The sequence below is a fragment of the Leisingera sp. ANG-M7 genome (genome assembly GCF_000813965.1).
Taxonomy (GTDB): domain Bacteria; phylum Pseudomonadota; class Alphaproteobacteria; order Rhodobacterales; family Rhodobacteraceae; genus Leisingera.
This window is the reverse complement of record NZ_JWLI01000004.1, coordinates 181,872-202,612: the sequence shown is the minus strand read 5'-3', so window position 1 is coordinate 202,612 and position 20,741 is coordinate 181,872. Positions and strand designations below refer to the sequence as shown.

At 59.3% G+C, this 20,741-nt stretch carries 14 protein-coding genes; 9 read left to right on the top strand and 5 right to left on the bottom strand.

Going from position 1 to position 20,741, the window contains the following annotated elements:
* Window positions 1–229: 229 nt before the first annotated feature.
* From RA26_RS05430 to RA26_RS05415, 4 genes are read left to right on the top strand one after another with little or no spacing between them, the layout of a single operon-like run.
* Window positions 230–1,198 (top strand): carbon-nitrogen hydrolase family protein, encoded by a 969-nt coding sequence (locus tag RA26_RS05430; RefSeq protein WP_039180983.1) that lies wholly within the window; start codon window positions 230–232, stop codon window positions 1,196–1,198.
* Between the two features lie 50 nt (window positions 1,199–1,248).
* Entirely contained in the window at window positions 1,249–3,993 is a 2,745-nt protein-coding gene (locus RA26_RS05425; protein ID WP_082015764.1) for an aminotransferase class I/II-fold pyridoxal phosphate-dependent enzyme, read from the top strand.
* Window positions 3,994–4,049: 56 nt separating this feature from the next.
* Window positions 4,050–5,501 carry a biotin carboxylase gene (locus tag RA26_RS05420; RefSeq protein ID WP_039180976.1) on the top strand — a complete coding sequence of 484 codons (1,452 nt, stop codon included), beginning with the start codon at window positions 4,050–4,052 and terminating at the stop codon, window positions 5,499–5,501.
* Between the two features lie 5 nt (window positions 5,502–5,506).
* Complete coding sequence (locus RA26_RS05415; RefSeq protein WP_193747586.1) at window positions 5,507–6,499, top strand: C45 family autoproteolytic acyltransferase/hydolase; 993 nt, start codon at window positions 5,507–5,509, stop codon at window positions 6,497–6,499.
* 69 nt (window positions 6,500–6,568) lie between these two features.
* Here RA26_RS05415 and RA26_RS05410 read toward each other — a convergent pair whose 3' ends face one another.
* The 4 genes from RA26_RS05410 to RA26_RS05395 form a co-directional block, all read right to left on the bottom strand.
* Window positions 6,569–7,636, bottom strand: a complete 1,068-nt coding sequence (locus tag RA26_RS05410) for a GlxA family transcriptional regulator (protein ID WP_082015763.1) — start codon at window positions 7,634–7,636, stop codon at window positions 6,569–6,571.
* A 4-nt stretch (window positions 7,637–7,640) separates the two neighbouring features.
* Window positions 7,641–9,605, bottom strand: a complete 1,965-nt coding sequence (locus RA26_RS05405; protein ID WP_039180973.1) for an ABC transporter permease — start codon at window positions 9,603–9,605, stop codon at window positions 7,641–7,643.
* A complete protein-coding gene (locus RA26_RS05400) occupies window positions 9,602–10,633 on the bottom strand; it encodes a quaternary amine ABC transporter ATP-binding protein (protein WP_039180971.1) in 1,032 nt (343 codons plus the stop codon). The genes RA26_RS05405 and RA26_RS05400 overlap by 4 nt, the downstream gene beginning before the upstream one ends.
* Window positions 10,634–10,703: 70 nt before the next feature.
* Complete coding sequence (locus tag RA26_RS05395; protein WP_039180969.1) at window positions 10,704–11,651, bottom strand: ABC transporter substrate-binding protein; 948 nt, start codon at window positions 11,649–11,651, stop codon at window positions 10,704–10,706.
* Window positions 11,652–11,835: 184 nt separating this feature from the next.
* On the opposite strand from RA26_RS05395, the gene RA26_RS05390 reads away from it, so the two are divergent.
* Window positions 11,836–12,528 (top strand): response regulator, encoded by a 693-nt coding sequence (locus RA26_RS05390; RefSeq protein ID WP_039180965.1) that lies wholly within the window; start codon window positions 11,836–11,838, stop codon window positions 12,526–12,528.
* Here the strand turns inward: RA26_RS05390 and torS are convergent.
* Entirely contained in the window at window positions 12,501–15,431 is a 2,931-nt protein-coding gene (gene torS, locus RA26_RS05385) for a TMAO reductase system sensor histidine kinase/response regulator TorS (RefSeq protein ID WP_039180963.1), read from the bottom strand. The two genes, RA26_RS05390 and torS, sit on opposite strands and share 28 nt — an antisense overlap.
* On the opposite strand from torS, the gene torT reads away from it, so the two are divergent.
* From torT to RA26_RS05365, 4 genes are all read left to right on the top strand, one after another.
* Entirely contained in the window at window positions 15,379–16,575 is a 1,197-nt protein-coding gene (gene torT, locus RA26_RS05380) for a TMAO reductase system periplasmic protein TorT (RefSeq protein WP_241482586.1), read from the top strand. The two genes, torS and torT, sit on opposite strands and share 53 nt — an antisense overlap.
* Before the next feature lie 149 nt (window positions 16,576–16,724).
* Entirely contained in the window at window positions 16,725–17,930 is a 1,206-nt protein-coding gene (locus RA26_RS05375; RefSeq protein ID WP_039180962.1) for a YcaO-like family protein, read from the top strand.
* Window positions 17,927–19,291 carry a TfuA-like protein gene (locus tag RA26_RS05370; RefSeq protein WP_039180960.1) on the top strand — a complete coding sequence of 455 codons (1,365 nt, stop codon included), beginning with the start codon at window positions 17,927–17,929 and terminating at the stop codon, window positions 19,289–19,291. Before RA26_RS05375 ends, RA26_RS05370 begins: the two co-directional genes overlap by 4 nt.
* A 24-nt stretch (window positions 19,292–19,315) precedes the next feature.
* On the top strand, window positions 19,316–20,611 hold the full coding sequence (locus RA26_RS05365) for a hypothetical protein (protein WP_052272317.1): 1,296 nt from the start codon (window positions 19,316–19,318) through the stop codon (window positions 20,609–20,611).
* Window positions 20,612–20,741 lie beyond the last annotated feature (130 nt).

Below are 20,741 nucleotides of genomic sequence, written 5' to 3'. Positions count from 1 at the left end.
CTGCACTGTCGACATGCGAGCTTTGGCAAAGAACCGGATTGGAACGCCTGGCATGGCGGCGTAAGTTTAAAACGGCCAAAACCACTGCTTGGCAGTGGTTCGTGCGCACGCTGGTATAGTGGACCTGTTTCCAACTATTCACAGCCTAGGGACAGGGGAAACGCTCTAGCCAAGGGCTCAGGCCGTAAATAGACTGGTTGGAACAAATACAGTTGGAGTTCCGCCCAATATGACACCTTTCGCTATTGCTGGTGTTCAGATGCATGTCTCTGCGCTTCACTCGAATGTCGAAGCCATGCGTCACCGAATTGAGATCTTGATGGCCCGGTTTCCCTGGACGCAGATGGTCCTGTTTTCCGAACTTGCCCCCTACGGGCCGCTGGATCAGTTCGCGCAACCCTTTCCCAACGATGCATTGCAGCAGTTTCAGGAAGATGCGCGCCGCTTTGGCATCTGGCTGATCCCGGGCTCCATGTTCGAAAAAACCGAAGACGGCCGGATCCTGAACACATCAGTCGTCATTAACCCGGAAGGCGAGATCGTCGCGAAATACTCCAAGATGTTCCCGTTCCGCCCGTATGAAGCAGGAATTTCTGCGGGCACTGAGTTCTGCGTGTTCGATGTCCCCGGGGTGGGCCGGTTCGGCCTCTCGATTTGCTATGACATCTGGTTCCCGGAAACCACTCGGCAGCTGACCAGCCAGGGAGTGGAAGTGCTGCTGCATCCGGTGCTGACCGGCACCACCGACCGGGAGGCGGAGATTGCCATCGCGCGGGCTACCGCAGCCCAGTTCCAGTGCTATGTTTTTGATGTCAACGGGCTGAGCGCCGGCGGTGTCGGGCGTTCGCTTGTGGTGGACCCTTCGGCCACCGTTCTGCACCAGTCGGCGGGGCAGGAGGATATGTTCCCGATCGAAATCGATTTGGATCAGGTCCGGCGCCAGCGTGAAACCGGGCTCAAGGGGTTGGGGCAGGTTTTAAAGAGCTTCCGCGACCGGGACGCGGAGTTCACAGTATACGACCGCACCAGCGGGGCCGACGCCTATCTGAAGACGCTGGGACCGCTTGAAACCCCTAGGCAAGGGTCACAGCGCGGGCTGCAAGCCTCCGATCCGCGCAGTACGCTGGAGAATTTTGAGCAGACGTTACATTCGCCGCATCAATTTTCCGTTTTTCCTGGAAAGACGGGTTCTGATTAACCGGACTGGAAGGCGGCGCAGGTCCTGACGCGACAGAAAGGAGGCAGGTTTTGAACTTGCAGCCGCAAAGGAAGGCTTTGCCGTCGATCCGGGATTATTACAGCGCAACCCAGCTGCGGGCAGACAGATGGAGCTCGCTGCGGGAATCTGCCGAGGGGCTGGCCCGTCAGCGTCAAGAGGGGCGTCAGAGCGAGAAACTGATGGCCGCGGCTGAGCATCTGTTCGATGTTCTGGCGCCGATTGAACGTTATTGGGCGTTTCCGGGCATTCATGCGTTCGAGCACCTGCGCAGGCTGCTGCAGCACGGCAATGTGGACGATCTGGCGGTTTCGGTGCGCCGCATTGCGCGGGCGCTGACTTCCGGCGCTTACCGGCGGCGGTCTATTCCGCTGTCCTCTGATGAGATCGACAACGAGGACTACGAGGACGAGGCCTCGCTTGCACCTGAAGCGCGGGCGTTGGGGCGGCCTTATTTCGAGGTGATGATCGTCGATGACGTGTCGGAATCACAGGAGCGGTTCCTGCGGCAGAATCTTCTGCGGATGCGGCGGATCGAGGACCCGTTCATTTACGAGCCGGTGATTGTGCCGTCGCTGGAGGATGCGCTGATCGGCATCCTGTTCAATCACAATGTGCAAGCTGTGGTGGTGCGCCCGGGGCTGTCGCTGAAGTCCAAGATCGAGCTGCCGATCCTGAACCAGTATTTGACCCGTGTCAGCGAGGAGGAGTCTGTCGACTCGATCGATCCGCACCAATACGGCCCCGAGGCCTGCCGCCTGATCGAGAAGATCCGGCCGGAGCTGGACGCCTATCTGGTCACCGACCGATCTGCTGAGGATATCGCCGGGCTGGATCTGGGCCGCTGCCGCCGGGTGTTCTACAATCAGGAGGATTTCCAGGAACTGCACCTGAACATCCTGCGCGGGGTCGACCGACGCTACAAATCGCCGTTCTTTACTGCGCTCAAGGAATATTCGAAGCAGCCTACCGGTGTGTTCCATGCGATGCCGATCAGCCGGGGCAAGTCGATCAGCCGCTCGCACTGGATTCAGGATATGGGGGCGTTTTACGGCTCCAATATCTTCCTGGCCGAAACATCGGCCACATCCGGGGGGCTCGACAGCCTGCTGGAGCCGCGCGGCCCTATCAAGGAAGCCCAAGACATGGCCGCGCGCGCCTTTGGCGCGAAGCACACGTTCTTTGCCACCAACGGCACCTCCACTTGCAACAAGATCGTGGTGCAATCGGTGGTCCGCCCCGGCGACATCGTGCTGGTGGACCGGGACTGCCACAAGTCGCATCACTATGGGATGGTGCTGGCGGGGGCCAGCGTGGCCTATATGGACAGTTACCCTTTGCATGAGCATTCGATGTACGGCGCGGTTCCGCTGCACGAAATCAAGCATACACTGCTGCGGCTCAAGGCGGCAGGCAAACTGGACCGGGTCCGGATGGTCCTGCTCACGAACTGTACCTTTGACGGCATTGTCTACAACGTGCGCCGGGTGATGGAGGAATGCCTGGCAATCAAGAAAGATCTGATTTTCCTGTGGGACGAGGCCTGGTTTGCCTTTGCCCGCTTTGACCCGACCTACCGCCAGCGCACTGCAATGGGGGTTGCCAACACCCTGCGGGAAACGTTGCGCACCCCGGAAACGGTGCAGGCCTGGGAGGCTCAGCAGGAGATGCTGAAGGACGCGGACGAGGAGACTTGGCTGAATACCCGGCTGGTGCCGCCGCCGGATGCGCGGGTGCGGGCCTATGCCACCCAGTCCACCCACAAGACGCTGACCTCGCTGCGGCAGGGGTCGATGATCCATGTGAATGACCAGGACTTTAAGGGCGAGGTGGAACAGGCCTTTCACGAAGCCTATATGACCCATACCTCGACTTCGCCGAATTATCAGATCATCGCTTCCTTGGATGTTGGCCGACGGCAGGTGGAACTGGAAGGGTTCGAGTTTGTCCAGAAGCAGATCGAAAGCGCGATGTCGATCCGCCGAGCGATCACAGAACACCCGCTGCTGAACAAGTATTTCAAGGTGCTGACTGCCGGAGACATGATCCCCGAACAATTCCGTGAAAGCGGAGTAGAGGCCTATTATGACCCGGCCCATGGCTGGATCGATAAATGGTCGATGTGGAGCCAGGATGAGTTCGTTTTGGACCCCACCAGGGTAACCCTGGCCGTGGGCGGTACTGGCTGGGATGGTGACACCTTCAAGACCAAGATCCTAATGGACAAATACGGGATCCAGATCAACAAGACCTCGCGCAACACTGTCTTGTTCATGACTAACATTGGCACCACGCGGTCTTCAGTTGCTTACCTGATTGAGGTGCTGGTTGAGATAGCCAACGATCTGGACGAGCTTTTGGACGATGCCTCCAAGATGGAGCGCCGCTCGTTTGACAACCGGGTGTCAGCGCTGGTGGAGCACGTGCCGCCGCTGCCGGATTTCAGCCGGTTCCACGATGCGTTCCGGGCGGGCAAGGACACGCCGGAAGGCGATATCCGCACGGCATTCTTTCTCGCCTACAACGAGGACAACTGCGACTATATCCCGACAGATGACAGCCTTATGCAGCGGCTGGAGGCAGGTGAAGAACTGGTTTCCTCCAGCTTCATCATTCCCTATCCGCCCGGTTTTCCGATCCTGGTGCCCGGTCAGGTCATCAGCCCAGAGATCCTGTCGTTCATGCGGGCGCTTGATGTGAGCGAAATCCACGGGTTCCGTGCTGACCTGGGCCTGCGCGTATTCACCAAGGAGGCCCTGAAGTCCGTCAAGAAATAGACGCCCGCCAAGAAACAGAAATCCAACGATAAATTGACTTCACTGGGAGACGATACATGCCGAAGAAAGTTCTGAACAACATTTCGGAGATCCGCCGCTATTTTCATACCAATACGGATCCGGTCTATTTTGTGTCAGCGACCAACTTCAATCTTCTCGGGCTCGACGAGTGGGTAAAGAACTTCAAATACATCTGTTACATGGACTGTTTCGACGGCCGCCACCCGAACGTGTTGGTGCCGTCTGAGCTGCCGCATGACGAATTCCAGTCCATCGAGGACATCAACAACTATCTGCTGCAGCACAAGGAAGTCATCGATTATGTAAAGGCGCGCGGCGGCAAGCCCAAGTTCGTGTTCCTGATGTTCGATGAGAAAACCGAAAAGCTGGCCAAGGAGCTTGGCGGTGAGGTGTGGTTCCCCAAAGCGAAGCTGCGCACCAAGATGGACAACAAGATCGAGACTGTGCGGGTGGGCAACAAAGCCGGCGTGCCATCGGTGCCGAATACGCTGTCAAAGGTCGACAGCTATGATCACCTGAAGAAGATCTGCAAGAAGGCGGATCTTGGCAGTGATCTGGTGCTGCAAAGCGCCTTCGGGGATTCTGGCCACACTACGTTCTTCATCAAGACGGAGGCAGATTTCCGCAAGCATGAGCATGAGATCGTCGGTCAAGGCGAAATCAAGATTATGAAGCGGATCGATTGCCGCGGCTCGGCGATTGAGGCCTGCTGCACCTCCGAAGGCACAATCGTTGGCCCACTGATGACAGAGCTTGTCGGCTTTAAGGAACTGACGCCCTACCGGGGCGGCTGGTGCGGCAACGAGATATTCTCCACTGCCTTCCCGCCCAAGACACGCGAAAAGGCACGAGAGCTGACCTTCAAGTTCGGTGAGCAGCTACGCAAGGAGGGCTATCGCGGTTATTTTGAGCTGGACTTCCTGATTGACAAGAAGACTGGAGACATTTGGCTGGGCGAGCTGAACCCGCGGATCACCGGAGCGTCCTCGATGACCAACCACGCAGCCTTTGCCCATGCGGATGCGCCGCTGTTCCTGTTCCACTTGCTGGAGTTCTCAAAGAAACCGTTCAAGCTGGATGTGGGGGAACTGAACGCCCGCTGGGCTGACCCGGACATGATAGATTCCTGGTCGCAGATGGTGATCAAGCACACCGAGGACACCGTGGATATCGTGACCCACGCGCCGGAGTCCGGGATATACAAGATGCTGCCGGACGGGTCAGTGGTGTTCGACCGTTTCGATTATCACCGCCGCGCTGTCGAAAGCGAGGATGAGGCATTCTTCCTGCGGATCTCCAACACGGGCGACTACCGCTATGAAGGCGCCGATCTGGGCATTCTTGTCACCCGGGGCCGGTCTATGACCAAGGGCTTCCAGCTGACCGAGAAATCGAAGCGCTGGATCGACGGCATCAAGAACGCCTATTCGGCGCGCCCGCTGCCGTCTGCACAGGCCTTTGAGGACCCTGCGTTTAAGATTATGTAGGCTGAATGAGACTGACATTCCGCGCCATGCAGGAAACGGAGCCGGGGCAAGTGCTGTCCGGGCTCTTTTCCGAATACCGCACAGCCTACCTGAATTGGTGGGCAAGCGAAGGCCTCTCCGGCCGTCCAACCTATGCAGAATGCCGTCGTGCGCTGCAAACACATATGCCTGAGATGGTGGGACTTTATGAACAGCTCTGCGCGTCCGTTGGCGGTGGTGATCTGGAATCCAGGTTTCTCAGTTTCTATTGCCCGCCGCGTTATCTGGCAGGCTGCAGCCAGGCCATCTGGCAGGGCAGAGAGCCGCTGCTGGTGCGCAATTATGACTACAACCCTTCGGCCTTTGATGCGGTGTATCTGAAGACCGGGTGGAATGGGCGGCAGGTCATGGGGACCTCGGACGGCTTGTTCGGCTTGCTGGATGGGGTGAACGATGCCGGGCTTTGCGTTTCACTAACCTTCGGCGGGCGCCGGGCCGTGGGCGACGGCTTTGGGGTGCCTCTCATCCTCAGGTATCTGTTGCAGACTTGTTCAACCATCGAGGAGGCAAAGGGTGTGCTGCGGCGCGTGCCTTGCCACATGAGTTATAATGTAACAGTGTTGGACCGCAACCGGAACTACTTCACCGCCTTTCTTGCACCCGACCGTCCGACCCTAATCACCCATGCGGCGGTTGCGACCAATCATCAGGAACGCGTTGAATGGACCAGTCATGCTCGTCTAACGGCCTCTGTTGAAAGGGAGCGGTTTTTGCTGCACCGGCTGACGCTGCATCCGGAAACCAAGGAGAAATTTGTCGGGACTTTCCTCAAGCCGCCACTGTACTCCCTGGCTTTCGACAAGGGTTTTGGCACGCTGTACACTGCGGCCTATCACCCTGGCGACCTGTCAGTGGATTTGCTGTGGCTTGGCCGGACCTGGTGCAAAACGCTGGATCTGTTTGAGCCCGGCCAATTGGCAATTGTCTACCCTGACCATCGCACGCAGCCGGTATTTTAGTGGCGTGCGCGCCTTCAATATGCAGCGCAGGCCATCCCTTGTGAGTCTACAGGCCGGGTTGAGCTGTCTTCATCCTGAAGCAAGCGCGATAGTCTGTGCCGGACACTGGTCTGCTGCGGGGTGGTTTCGGGGCGGACTTCCGGTCTCGGGAAGAAAAGTCTGTTTGCGGTCCTGAACGGGCGTGACGCCATAGAATTTGCGGTAATGCAGCGTCAGGGTAGAGGAACTGGCATAACCAACAGAATGAGCGATGTCTGAGATGCTGTCCCAGGAATAGCGCACCATCTGCCTGGCGGTCTTGAGGCGCTGGCGGCGGTAATACTCGCCAGGGCTGAGGCCTGTGGCGGTGCGGAAACTCCGCTCCAGCTGGCGCGGGGAAATTCCGGTCCTGCGGGCGACCTCGCGGATACCGACAGGAGTTTCGACATTCTCCGAAAAGATGGACATCGCCTGCTTGACCGCAGGCGGCATTTGATCGACCGTGCGGCCGCTTTGCAGAACAGGGATCTTTTGCCGGGCGCTGCCGCTGCGCAGGACAGGATGCTGATACATGCAGGCGACCTCATTCATGGCAGCCTCGCCAAGTGCGTTGCCGATCAGCTCCAATGCCAGGTCAAACATCGCGGCGGCTCCGGAAATTGTATGAACCGGCCCGTCACGCACGGCCAGCCTGTCCACAGCAGTGCAATCCTGAAAGGCGGCTTCAAAGGCGTTGCGGTAGCTCCAATGGACAGCGCAGCGCCGCCCGGACAAAACACCGCTGCGGGCAAGCGGGAAAATGCCGCCCGCGGCCGCGCCCAGGATGATACCGTGGCGTGCCAGGTATCGCAGCCGGCCGTGTCCGGGGACCGGGTCATCAAACACGGCTTCTGGCCCGGAAAGCAGGAACAGACAGTCCATGGCGTCTGCTTCAGCAAGGCTGCAGTCCGCCGCAAAAGGCACGCCAGCGGAGGCTGCTGCCTGTGCGCCGGTCTCGGTCACGAGCGACCAGCTGAAAACCTGGTGCCCGGCCAGCTCATTTGCGGTGTGCAATGTGTCGATAGCTGCGGTCAGGCAAGCCATTGGAAAGCCGGGAAACAGCAGGAAGCCGAAGCGGCGGAGCGGGGCGGGGCCGAAGTCGCTGGAGTGCAGTGTCATAGCATTACTCCAGCCCGAGTGCTTCTTTCTTGGACCGTGCCCAGGCGGTCACCAGGTGGTCCACCATCAGTCCCATGAAGGCGACCGCAAGGCCTAGCACCAGGCCCTTACCCACATCGGTGGAGGACAGTGCCCGCTGCATTTCCTGGCCGAGATCCTGGGTGCCGATGAAGGCTGCGATGATCACCATGAACAGTGAGAACATCACCGACTGGTTTACCCCGACCATAATGGTCGGCAATGCCATCGGCAGCCGCACCTTCCACAGGGTCTGCATCCTTGTGGCTCCGGACATATCGGCTGCCTCGATCAGCGTTTCCGGCACTTGCCGCAGCCCTTCGATAGTGTAGCGCACCAATGGAACCGCAGCGAACAGAACCACCGCGCCGACCACGGCCACGTCATTGACACCGAACAGCATGACGACAGGAATCAGGTAGATGAAGCTGGGGAAAGTCTGGAGCGTGTCGCAGATCAGCAGCGCGATGCTTGCGCGCTTCTCGTTAAAGGAACCCCAGATCCCCAGCGGAAAGCCCATTACTGCCGCGATCGAGACCGCGACTACAACGGTGTAGACGGTGATCATGGCGCGGTCCCACCAGCCGGACATAGCGATGAGGCCAAAGAAACCCAAGCACACAAGAGCGGAACGCAATCCGCCGATGGCCCAGCCGACCGCTGCCAGCAGCGCCAGAACGGCAGCATAGGGCATCCACAAAAAGGCATCACGGATCGGGATCAGCACCCAGGTAATCAGGAACCAGCGCAGCCATTGCGTGACCGGGTCGATCAGCACGATGAACCAGTCCGCAACCGCATCAATCGGTTTGGAGATGGTGAAGGCATCGCGGCGGCCGATCTGGTCCATCAGCGGAATGAACTGCGCCAGAACCAAGCATGCCAGCGATAGGCCGATGCCGGTCAAAAGAAACTTGTTGCGCACTGCAAAGGATGTGCCTTTTTCGAAATGCTCGGGCTGTTTGGTGGCCCAGGCCTTGGTGCAGCGGTCTAGCATGACCGCCAGCAGTACGATGGTGATACCAATCTCGACCGAGCGGCCGATTTTCAGTGCTTGCAACAGCTGCAGCAGTTTCTGGCCGAGGCCCGGCATGCCGATGAAGCTGGCCAGAACCACCATGGCAAGGCATTGCATGATTACCTGGTTCACACCAACCAGGATCTCTGTCCGGGCTGTTGGAATGCGTACGTGGCGCAGCAGCTGCCAGCGGGTAGAGCCGCACATGTGGCCGCTTTCGATCACCTCATGCGGAACCTTGCGCAGGCCCAAGAGCGACATGCGGATCATCGGCGGCACCGAGAAGATGATGGTGACGATGGCGCCTGCCTTGGGACCGACGCCGATAAAGACGACGACCGGGATCATATAGGCGAAATGCGGCAGGCTTTGCGCGATATTCAGGACGGGGTTCAGGATCCTTTCAAAAGTCTTGGAGCGCCAGGCGAGAATGCCCATGACAAGACCGAACAAGATCGAGAAAGGCGCGGCAACAACGATCACGGACAGGGTCTCCATCGCCCATTTCCACTGTCCCATTACGGCAATCCAGACAAAGGTGCCGCCGGTCAGCAGCGACAGCCGCCAGCCCTGCAGGGCATAGCCGATGACGAAGCCGATGCTGGCGATCACGGTCCATGGAATGGGGCCGATACGGGGCCACCGGTTCTTGCCGTACAGCAGGTTGGCGGTCACATCGAGCAGCCATTCGACGCCATCGGCAAAGGCGCGAGTCAGGTAGAGAAGGCCCAGATCGTCGCGGACAAACACGAAAAGTGCATTGATCCAGTCAGCGAAGGGGAGGATCAACCACTCTGGCGGACGCACCAGCCCGGCAGGCAAAACCGAATTGCCAATGGCCAGAAGGCAGGCTGTGATGAAAATCGCCCAGCCTGTCCGGGCCCGCGTCCAAGTCTGAGGCTTACCCGCAAGTGTCATCGTTTGGTCAGTCATGACCCTGCTCCCAGCAGCACGTCGAGTGCGTCCTGGCGGTTCATTGCGCCAACCAGAGTGCCGGATTTGTTGGCCACAGGCAGGAAGTCGCGGCTGTCGTTAACCAGCAGCCGGGCGAGTTCGGCAATGGTCTGCTTGTCACCGACAGGAGCGCCTGTCAGGCTGTGGCCGTTGACTTCGCGCGCCAGTACGCCTGCGTGAACCACGCGGGACTTTTCAATTTCCTCGGTGAACTTGGCGACATATTCGGTGGCTGGGTTCAGCACGATCTGGTCGGGGGTGTCGCATTGCTCCACGACGCCGTCCCTCATGATGGCAATGCGGTCGGCAAGGCGCAGGGCCTCGTCGAAGTCATGGGTGATAAAGACGATGGTCTTGCCCAGCATCTCTTGCAGGCGCAGGAATTCGTCCTGCATTTCGCGGCGTATCAGCGGGTCCAGCGCGGAAAACGGCTCATCCAGGAACCAGATGTCAGGCTCAATCGCCAGGCTGCGGGCGATGCCGACGCGCTGCTGCTGCCCGCCGGACAGTTCGCGCGGGAAATAGTCCTCGCGTCCGGACAGACCAACCAGCTCGATCACCTCCAGCGCTCGGGCACGGCGTTCGTGGCGGTCCTGTCCGCGCATTTCTAGCGGGAAGGCCACATTGTCCAGAACGGTGCGGTGCGGCAGCAGGCCAAAGCTTTGGAACACCATGCCCATCTTGTTGCGGCGCAGGTCTATCAGCTCTTTCTCGGACATTTCGCCGATGTTCTGGCCTTCAACCTGGACCTCGCCACCGGTGATATCGATCAGCCGCGAAAGACAGCGCACAAAGGTCGACTTGCCAGAGCCGGAAAGCCCCATGATCACAAGCATTTCCCCCTTGGCAATGTCCAGTGACACATCCCGAACAGCGGCGATGTAGCCAGCCTGGCGGATGTCATCAAAGCCCGGGTTGCCGGTCAGAGATTTCAGATACTGTTCCGGATTGGCGCCAAACAGTTTCCAGACGTTTTTGCAGGAAATGACGGGGGTGGCGGCGGTCATGGCTTAACTTTCTTTAGCAGGGATTCCGGGGCAGCGGGCCGCCCCGGCTGATTGACGTTCGTGCGGGAAATCAGGAGCCAGTCCAGGGCTTCCAGAGGTCCTCATTTGCCTCCAGCCATTCGGCGGCGGCGTCCTCCGGCTCCAACTCGTCAATGTCGACCAGCTTGGCCATTTCTGCGATTTGCGGATTGGTAAAGCTGATCTGGGTCAGCGTTTCATAGGCCGCGGGCCATTTGTCCTTCATGCCGTCCCATGCGGCCTTTTTAAGGTAGCCGTTTGCCGGGTTGCCGCAGTCATAGGTGGCATCCGGGTTCGGTCCGACCGCGGGATCCTTGTCGCAACCCTCTTCCCAGGCTGGAAATTCAACAAATTCGCCCGGCCAGACAGCCTCTGCAAAGTTCGGTGTCCAATTGAAGATCACCACTGGCTTCTTGGTTTTTTCCGCGGCAGCCACTTCAGCCCACAGTGCTGACGCGGAGCCGGCGTTCACCACGGTAAAGTTCATGTTCAGTGCTTCGACGCGCTCTGCATCATGCTTGAGCCAGTCGACCGGCCCGCCCAGGAAGCGGCCCTTGTCTCCGGTTTCCGGGGTGGCAAAGGCGGCAGCGCACTCGTTCAGCGCTTCCCAGCTCGGCAGGCCGGGGCAGGCTTCTTTGGTCCAGGCCGGATACCACCAGTCTTCGCGGGTGACGGCGTTGTGATCGCCGGCATCATGCAGGCCGCCCTTGGCCAGTGCCTCGTTGAAAGACTTGCCAAAGGCGCCTTCCCAAACTTCCAGTTCAAGCGTGACGTCGCCCAAACGGACCGATTCATAAACGGCCTGGCTGTCGGTCGAAACATACTCGACGCTGTTTCCCATAGATTCAAAAATCTGCCCGACAACGTGGCTCATCACGATCTGGCTGGACCAGTTATGGATGGGAATGATGATGGGGTCGGAGGAATCCTCTGCCATAGCCATCGGAGCTGCCATCGCCATTGCGGCGGCACTGGCCATTAGGTGTTTCCGGAATTTCATGTGTGTCTCCCTGTTGTCGCGGCCCCGGTCCTGACGGCCTGAGCCTTTTCGCTGTTTGAAAGCCATGCTTTCGGGGACGGAGGCTAGGCAGCAGATGTGAACAGGTCAGCCCGGGCAGATGAACAGGCTGGCCATGTATGTTAAAATTTGTTAACTGAAAGGAAAGTTGGGGTGCGGGACCTGCATGGCGCATATCTTGATCATTGAGGACGAGCCGGTCACCCGGAGCACTCTTGCCAGCTATCTGGATGCGCAAGGTTATACCGTCTCGCAGGCCGAGACCGCTGAAGAGGCGGAACGGGTCCTGCAAACACGGGATGTCGATCTGCTTTTGGTCGACATCAATCTGCCCGGTAAGGACGGGTTGCAGATTACCAGGGAGCAGAGAGCCAAATCGGACATTGGGATCATTCTGGTGACCGGCCGGGATGACGAAGTCGACAGAATTGTAGGCTTGGAGCTTGGCGCGGATGACTATGTCTGCAAGCCATTCAACCGGCGCGAACTTCTGGCCAGGCTAAAGAACCTCTTACGCCGCACGCAGGAGGCTCGGCGCCTTGCGCGGCGGGTTTTTACTTTTGGGAAATTCCGTTTCGACGTCGCTGCGCGGCACCTGCAAACAATTGAGGGTGACAGTATTCCGCTGACCCGTGCGGAGTTTGAGGTGCTGGATATGCTGGTTGGACGGGCGGGTGAGGTCGCGTCGCGCGACGCGCTGATGAGCCGTGTCACCCATCGTCAGTACGGGGCAAACCCAAGGACTGTGGATGTGCTGATCCGGCGCCTGCGTAGCAAGCTGGAAGAAGAACCTGCAAATCCCCGGATCATCACCACCGTGCACGGTGAAGGCTACGTGTTCACTGCTCCCTTGGGTTGATGGCCATAGTCGCGCAGCACTCTGGACAGAGCTTCCAAAACTTGCGGCGCTAGTGTGCTCAACTCGCGCATATGCTCAGCGGTGGCTGCCTGGCTGCCATTGGTGGCGGACTTCTCGAGTTTTGCCAGAAGACTGGCCAGGTCCTGCTGACCGAAACTGCTGGCGGCGCCCTTCGCGCGATGGGCTTCCTGCGCAAGCCGTGCGAGGTCGTGTGCTATTTGGCTGGCGTCCATTTTCTCAACGCTTTTGGGAAGTTCTTGCTGGAACAGCGCGGCAATTCCAATAGCCCGCTCCACGCCCAGATCCCGAATATTCTCCTGCATCTGCCGCAGCAGGCTGGATCTCCTGTCCTGTCCGGGAGAGACTTGGCGAGCTGACAAGTAAACTGCGCCTTCGTGGCCCTGTGTGACGCTTTGCAGAGCCTTGGCAAGGCGTTCCGGTGAGACCGGTTTGGCAACGAAACCATTCATCCCGGCCTGTAAATGGGATTCGATCTGCTCTTCTTGAACATGCGCGGAGATGCCGATGACCGGAAGATTTGACAGCCGCGGGTCTGCCATCGTGCGCAGGAGGCGGGTAGCCTCAGTGCCGCTGATACCAGGCAGGCTGACATCCATCAGCACTAAGTCGAACCGGGTCTCCGGCAGGATCGCCAGTGCCTCCTCTGCGCTTGCTACGCATTGGCAGCTGTGGCCCATACGTTCCAGATAACCCTGTGCAACCATTTGATTGATTTCATTGTCTTCCACCACAAGAACCGACAACGGGGTTCCTGACAGCTTGACCGGAGCCGGCGGGTCTTCCGGCTCCAAGTCTGCAGGATCGCCGGGCGCCAGTTCCACTGCCAGGGTAAAGACAGAGCCGACGCCTTTGGTGCTTTCAAGGGACAGTCGGGCACCGATTGCTTGGGCAAAATGCCTGCTGATCGCCAGGCCCAATCCTGTTCCACCGAACTTGCGGGCGGTTTCCGGATCTTCTTGCTCGAATGCTTCGAAAATGCGCGCCTTGGCCTCCTGGGAAATGCCCTTGCCGGTATCGCTGACCTCGAAGGCAATCCGGTGATGCCCGGCAGTGCCGCCATTTGTGCGAACCCGCAGGATGACTTCGCCCGTGTCTGTGAACTTCAGTGCGTTCGACAGCAGGTTGAACAGAATCTGCCTCAGCTTGGCGGCGTCTCCCTTAACAACACCGGGGAGGTCTGCAGGTGCATCCAGCCAAAGATCAACCTCTTTGCTGTCGGCACTGGGGCGCAGCAGGACAATGATCTCGTTCACAAGATCGCGCAGTGAAAACGTGACGTCTTCCCGTACCAGCGCACCGCTTTCGATTTTGGAGTAGTCCAGGATATCGTTCAGGATTTTCAGCAGGTTCTGGCCTGACACCAACGCTGCGCGCAGGCGTTCCATTTGCCCGGGCGGCAAGCCTTCGTCAGAGAGGCTGCGCAGCATACCCAGCACTCCGTTCATCGGGGTGCGGATTTCGTGGCTCATCATCGCCAAAAATTCAGATTTCGCCTGATCAGCAGCTTCGGCCTTCTGACGGGCGTCGTCGTGAGCCTCCACTTCGTCCCGCAGCCGTTCCGTTTGTTCGTCGACAAGGGATTGCAAGTTGTTGCGGTGTTCCCTGAGCTCCTGTTCGTTGCGGTCGCGGACCTTTTCCAGCTCCTGCTTGTCGAGTGCTTGCTGGCGGAACACTTCCACGGCCGCTTCCATACGGGCAATCTCATCTTGCCCGCGGGGCTGGACCGGATGATCCAGCTCGCCGCGCATTAGTGCGGCCATGGTGGCTGCCAGCTGGTTTAGGCGGCGAGTGATGCTGCCGCGCACATAAAACCAAAGGACAGCCAGCGAAAGCAGGAAGCCGGTGACGGCAGCAAACCCGTTGCGAAGCTGTGCCCGCTGAATGTCTGCTGCGGCAGCATGCCCCGAGCTGATCGCCCGCGCCTGCGCCTGATCGGCGACGGCAGAGGCCTCATCGCCGAGCCGAAGCGCTGTGTTTTGCAGTTCCAGCTTCAGCGTGTTGATGCGGTTTTCAGTGGTGAGGATGCGGGTTCGCAGGCCAAAAAGGCCTGCGTTGCCTTCCGTCACGGTTTGCAGCTGGGCGGCATAGCCCTCAGCCTGCTGGCGGCGGCCGGGATCGCGAATTGCCTTGATCCGGCGGGAAACGATGTCCAGGCGGCTGGTCAGTGCGCTCTCGATCTCCTGCAGTTCGGCCTCGTTGCCTGCCTCTTCGATCCGGTTGATCAGCAGTCCGATCTCAGCAGTTTGCGATCTCAGTTCGAACATCAGGCCAAGCTGGAACAGGTCCACCTCGATCAGCTTGTCCAGCATATCGGTGCGGGCCTGCTCTTCCACAGGAGACGTTCCGGGTCCGTACAGGCTCGAAATGACGGCTGTTGTTCCCATCTCGGCATTGGCAACCAGCGTGTCGGCCATGCTCAGCAGGTTGTTTGCGGCAGTCAAGTTGCGGGTGGTCAACTGTTTGAGTCCGCTGTGCAGCGCGATGCGGGTTTCAACCAGTTCATCAAGCAACGAAAGCACACTTGCAGCATCCGTAACAGTTTCCCGCAGGCGGCTGGACCCGGCTACGCCGCCACGCTCCAGCGCGTCCAGCCGCCGGGTGAGCGCCTCAATCTGAGCGGACAGAAACTGCGCCCGGTTTGCCCGTTCCGCTTGGGTAGCGACACCGGCCAGTTCCGGGGCAATGGCTATGATCCGCGTGCTTTCCTCTGCCATGCCGCGCACTTCGGCGATGGCGGGAATGGTCTGGCTGATCACTTCTGCCTGGCGGCGTGCAAGCACACGTAATTCGACCAGCCCCAGAATGCCGGCAAGGGTCGGCAACCCCGCAATGACAATGAACGCGAGACTCAGTTTTCCGCCAAGGCCGAGCTTTCCTAACATTCAGGAACTTTCGCCTGCATTTGCGGATTTCGCAAATTTGAATTTCCCTTTTCCGTCCCGCTGCCTATCCTCCACTCCCGGAGAAGGGGTCTTCATGCGCGCATTGTGGCTACTGCTTTTTATGTGTTTCAGCACAATGGCGGCTGCGGATAGCTGGCGGCTGCAGGTGCCACGGACCGCTTTCGACTACGGCAGCGGGCTGGAGGACGTGGAGTATGCACCTCTTGAACGGGCGGCGCAGGAATGGCGCCTATGCATCGCCTACCCGCACTTGAAAGATGCCTATTGGCTCAGCGTTAATTACGGGATGGTGGCGGAAGCCGCTCGGCTGGGGGTTTCTTTCAATCTGGTCGAAGCAGGTGGTTATCCCAACCTCAGGCGGCAAGTACAACAGGTAGAGGGTTGTGTCGCCGACGGTGCCGATGCGCTGATCCTTGGAACTGTATCTTTCGCCGGCCTTACCAGCACGGTGGAGCGGATTTCGGCTTCTGTTCCGGTGATTGCTGCTGTGAATGACATTGCCGATGCCGGGATTACGGCCAAGGTAGGGGTGTCCTGGACGGAGATGGGGGCCGAGGCAGGCAGACTCATCGCTGCGCGCCATCCGAAGGGGGCACCTGAAGTCAAGGTCGCCTGGTTTCCAGGGCCGGCGAAGGCGGGCTGGGTGGCTTTTGTCGAGGAGGGGTTCCGCGCCGCGCTAGCTGACAGTTCAGCCAGGATCGCGGTTACGAAATATGGCGATACCGGGCGTGAAATCCAGGTGCGGCTGGTCGAGGAGGCGCTGGATGCGGTTCCGGATCTGGACTACATAGCCGGTTCCGCGCCTGCTGCAGAAGCCGCCGTGTCGGTGCTGCGCGCCCGCGGCATGCAGGGACAGGTTCAAGTTGTGTCAGACTACATGACCCATGCGGTCTACCGCGGGGTTCTTCGCGATCGCATCATTGCTGCACCAACAGATTTTCCTGTGCTTCAAGGACGGCTTGCGGTCGAAATGGCAGTGCGTGCAATTGAAGGCAGTTTGCGTTTCAAACACGCCGGGCCTGTCATCAGGATTTTCGACCGAAGCACAGTGTCAGAGGACCTGCTGGACCAGACCCTGGCACCCGCAAGTTTTGTGCCTGTTTTCGATTTTCAGCCGCATTAGTAGGGGCAAGGGTGTCATGGCTATCGCCAACTGACTGCCCTGTTGTTGACCGCTAGCCTGCGGTCGGCCATCCTTTGGCTATGGCTGCCAGCCGCTGTTTTGGACAGCGTCAAACTTTCCGCGGCTGTCATGACAGTGAGGCCTGCCAGATGCCTGAGGCTCAAAAAAAGGGCTATCTGCACGACACCCACCGGCTGTGTGATCCAGCGCAGACGCTGGCAAGGGTGCGCCCGCATCTGACGGATATGGGGATTACCCGGATTGCTAATTTGACGGGGCTGGACAGGGTAGGCCTGCCAACCGTTATGGTCACGCGGCCAAACTCCCGGTCGGTTGCAGTGTCGCTGGGCAAGGGGCTGACACTGGAGGCCGCGCAGGCCTCCGGCGTGATGGAGTCTATTGAGGCCTGGCATGCAGAGCGGATTACCCTGCCGCTGCGATCCGTCAGCTTTCTGGACTTGCAGAAGGAGGCACTGGTTGCGGATGTGGCACGGCTGCCCCGGGTGACCGGTGCGGACTTTGACCCGAAAAAGCGGATGCTGTGGATTGAAGGCACCGATCTGGCAACTGGCAACCGGTATTGGCTGCCCTATGAAATGGTGGATACTGACTATACTGGTCCTCCCAGCGGCGGGCAGGGGGCGTTCCCGCGCACCACTAACGGGCTGGCGTCGGGCAACAGCCTTGCAGAAGCTTCCTGCCATGCGATCTGCGAGCTGATTGAACGCGATGCGATCACCCTGTGGCACCATGCGGCGCCGGGACCGCGTATTGATCCGGCCACGATGGATGACGCGCGCTGCCAAGACGCGCTGGACCGCTTTGCTGCGGCGGGGCTGGACGCAGGTATATGGAACATCACTTCTGACATTGGGGTTCCGGCGTTTCTTTGTATGATTTGCGAAGCAGGCAGCCGGGCCGGCCATATCGGCATTGGCAGCGGCTGTCATCCGGACCGGGCCATTGCCTTGCTGAGAGCGCTTACGGAGGCAACACAGACCCGCCTGACCTATATTTCCGGAGCGCGCGACGATCTGGATCCGGAGGAATTCACGTCTGCGGCGGCCGTTGAACGCGCTCAGTACGTTCGCCGTCTGCTTTTACAATGCGAGGCCGCGGCCAGGTTTCAGGATTGCCCGGCTTTTTCCTCCCCTTCTTTCGACGAGGATCAATGCTGGCTGCTGAACAGGCTGGAAGCAGCCGGAATGAGGCAGGTGCTGACTGTAGACCTGTCACGTCCCGGATTGGGAGTGTCCGTGGTGCGTGCCGTGATCCCCGGGCTGGAAGCGCCGCACGACGATCCTGATTTCATCGCTGGTGCTCGGACATTACGGACGGTGGAGGCAAGTCAATGACGGCTGTGGTGTTCGCCGGACCGACCATCGGCAAGGAGGAGGCACAAGCTCTTTTGCCCGGCGCCATTGTTCTCCCCCCTGCCGGTCAGGGGGATATCTACAAAGCAGCGCGCCAGGGGGCCGCAGCAATCGGGCTGATCGACGGCTTTTTTGAAGGTGTTCCCTCAGTCTGGCACAAGGAGATCCTGTGGGCGATGGAGCGGGGCATTGCCGTTTTCGGCGGCGCCAGCATGGGGGCCTTGCGGGCGGTAGAGCTGTCGGCTTTTGGTATGATTGGTGTTGGCAGGATTTATGAGGATTATGCCTCAGGCGCGATCATCGACGATGACGAAGTTGCGGTCCTGCACAGCCCGGCGGAGCTGGGCTATACGCCGCTGAGCGAACCAATGGTTTCGATCCGCGCGACGGTGGAGCATGCGGTGAGCGGTTCGGTTCTGGACGCGGTGCAGGCAGAAGCTGTCTTGCAGGTCGCCAAGACGCGTTTCTATAAGCAGCGGACTTGGAAACGGATACTGGCGGATCTTCCAAAGTCATATTGGCGAGACCGGTTTGCGGCCTGGGTGAAGACAGACGCGGTGGATGCCAAACGCAATGACGCGCAGGAAATGCTGGCTCGAATGTCAGAGTTTTCCGGCAAGGAAGAGGCGGTTGCGGTCCAGGTGTGCGAGCCGATGGAGCAGACTCTTGCATGGCAAGGGCTGGTGCGCCGGGCTGAACAGCAGGAGTGCAGCTTGCAGGACGCGGACCACAGGGTGCTGGATGAGTTGCGGTTGGAGCCGGAGCGTTATGCTGCGTTCCTGAACCGGGCGGCACTGCGTTTCCTGGCGCTGCAAGAGGCACAGAGGTCCGCTATTCAGCCCAGGCGGGAAGCCTTATTGGCGCAGTTGAACAGCCACCGGCAGGCACACGGCTTGTTCCGCAGCAAGGACTTGCAGACGTGGCTGCAGGCCAATGGGCTGACCGCTGCGCAATACGAGGCGGAACTGGGCGAGGCGGCTCGAGCCGCTGCGGCTGCCAGCGCGGTGCAGGGCGGCTTGGCACCCGGCCTGTTGTCGGAGCTCCGGTTGGCAGGAGCCTATGCCGGCCTGAAAGCTCGGGCCGATGCCAAAGAGAGGCAGGTCTCGGATTTCGTGCAGCCGTGCATTTCCATGCAGCAAACGGAACGGTTGCAGGCAGTGGCTTGGTATTTCGAAAGCCGTCTCCATCAAGACATTCCGGAGGACTTAAAGGCATACGCGGCGGGTATTGGAATTGAGATTGCAGAATTCTATGAGCTGATCCGGCGAGAATTCATGTATCATCATGAGGGTAAAATAGAGCCCGCATCAGGCAGCAGCGACGAGGCAGGCCAGGGCCAGTGAAACCTCCGCAGGATAGGAGGCACTATGGACGACACCTTTGAGGCGGCACAGGAGGCGCCGGGAACACGGTTCCTGCTGTTTCCGCAATCGCCGTTCAGAACGGACAACCCGGTGCTGGAGCTTGTTGAGATTTCCGCGCCCCCGGGTAGCATCGGTCCGGGGCCTTCAGGACCGCGAATGTATACGGTCAATGCGCTGGGTAAGACGATCCCCTATGGCGCAATTGTGCAGGGGCCTGAAGGGCCGGGCATGTACCTGCCCCCATGGCATGGGGATTTGCACGCGCCGCCGCAACCGGATGCAGACGGGCATTTCCTTCATATCCCGCCATCTGATCCTGGGTTTGAAGCGGCACACCTCTTCGCGGCGGCTCACTTCACCCTGGATGTATGGGAAGAGTACTTCGGCCATGAAATACCATGGCACTTTGCCCGCGACTACGACCGGCTGGAGCTGTCGCTGTTGCCGAGTCTGGATAATGCCCATATCGGCTGGGGGTTTCTTGAAACCGGCGGCACCAGTGAACACGGCGGTGAGTACCGCGCTTACAGCCTGAACTTTGATGTTGTTGCTCATGAGATCGGCCACGCCATTATTTACAGCATCGCTGGGATGCCGGTCTCGGAAGATGTTCCCGGTGAATACTACGGGTTTCATGAATCTGCGGCGGATATGGTTGCGCTGATCGCCTCTCTGCATTTCGGATCGGTGGTCGAAGACCTGTTAGAAAACACCAAAGGCAATCTTTATACATTCAACCAGCTGAACCGGTTTGCAGAGCTTGCAGGGAATGCGCAAATCCGGATGGCGGCGAACACCCGGCTGCTGGATGATTTCGTTTGCGGATGGAGTAGCGAGCACGCTCTGTCGGAGCCCCTGACTGGGGCAATGTTCGATATCCTAGTGGATGTTTTTCACGAACGGCTTCTCGTGCATGGCTTGATCACCCCTGAAATGGAGGACCTGTCTGACCAGATGGAGGACAGCCCCTATTACGGAGAGGTTATGCAGGCGCTGTTCGATGCCCGCTATGCCGATGATCCTGAGAGGTTCCGCGTTGCGCTGCTGGAGGCCCGGGATATTCTGGGCTCCTATCTGGCAGCGGCATGGAGCATGCTGGATGCGGAGACGCTGACCTATGCAGCAGTGGAGCAGGCGCTTTTGCTGGTTGATAGAAACTCAACCGGCGGAGCGTTCCATTCGATCATCGAAGGCAATTTCCGGATGCGGGGAATTGGTTTGGTTCATGCCGGGCCGCGTCTGGAGGAAGCGGGTGAAGACAGTCATGCACATTCCGTGCGGACGCGGGTACCGGATTAAGCAGGTCCCGAACCTCGGAAGCGGTTCCGGCATTGGTCAAAATCCATTGATCTCCGGCACGTGGCGTGTTTCAGGCTTCGAAAGTTGTGTGGTGAAATGCCAGCGCATTTCTGCCTGACGGGCGCGCAGT

Coding starts and splice junctions, on each gene's coding strand:
- RA26_RS05420 (WP_039180976.1), top strand. CDS start 4,050: ATGCCGAAGAAAGTTCTGAACAACATTTCGGAGATCCGCCGCTATTTT.
- torS (WP_039180963.1), bottom strand. CDS start 15,431: ATGTTAGGAAAGCTCGGCCTTGGCGGAAAACTGAGTCTCGCGTTCATT.
- RA26_RS05405 (WP_039180973.1), bottom strand. CDS start 9,605: ATGACTGACCAAACGATGACACTTGCGGGTAAGCCTCAGACTTGGACG.
- RA26_RS05375 (WP_039180962.1), top strand. CDS start 16,725: ATGCCTGAGGCTCAAAAAAAGGGCTATCTGCACGACACCCACCGGCTG.
- torT (WP_241482586.1), top strand. CDS start 15,379: ATGACAATGAACGCGAGACTCAGTTTTCCGCCAAGGCCGAGCTTTCCT.
- RA26_RS05410 (WP_082015763.1), bottom strand. CDS start 7,636: ATGACACTGCACTCCAGCGACTTCGGCCCCGCCCCGCTCCGCCGCTTC.
- RA26_RS05430 (WP_039180983.1), top strand. CDS start 230: ATGACACCTTTCGCTATTGCTGGTGTTCAGATGCATGTCTCTGCGCTT.
- RA26_RS05400 (WP_039180971.1), bottom strand. CDS start 10,633: ATGACCGCCGCCACCCCCGTCATTTCCTGCAAAAACGTCTGGAAACTG.
- RA26_RS05415 (WP_193747586.1), top strand. CDS start 5,507: ATGAGACTGACATTCCGCGCCATGCAGGAAACGGAGCCGGGGCAAGTG.
- RA26_RS05395 (WP_039180969.1), bottom strand. CDS start 11,651: ATGAAATTCCGGAAACACCTAATGGCCAGTGCCGCCGCAATGGCGATG.
- RA26_RS05365 (WP_052272317.1), top strand. CDS start 19,316: ATGGACGACACCTTTGAGGCGGCACAGGAGGCGCCGGGAACACGGTTC.
- RA26_RS05370 (WP_039180960.1), top strand. CDS start 17,927: ATGACGGCTGTGGTGTTCGCCGGACCGACCATCGGCAAGGAGGAGGCA.
- RA26_RS05390 (WP_039180965.1), top strand. CDS start 11,836: ATGGCGCATATCTTGATCATTGAGGACGAGCCGGTCACCCGGAGCACT.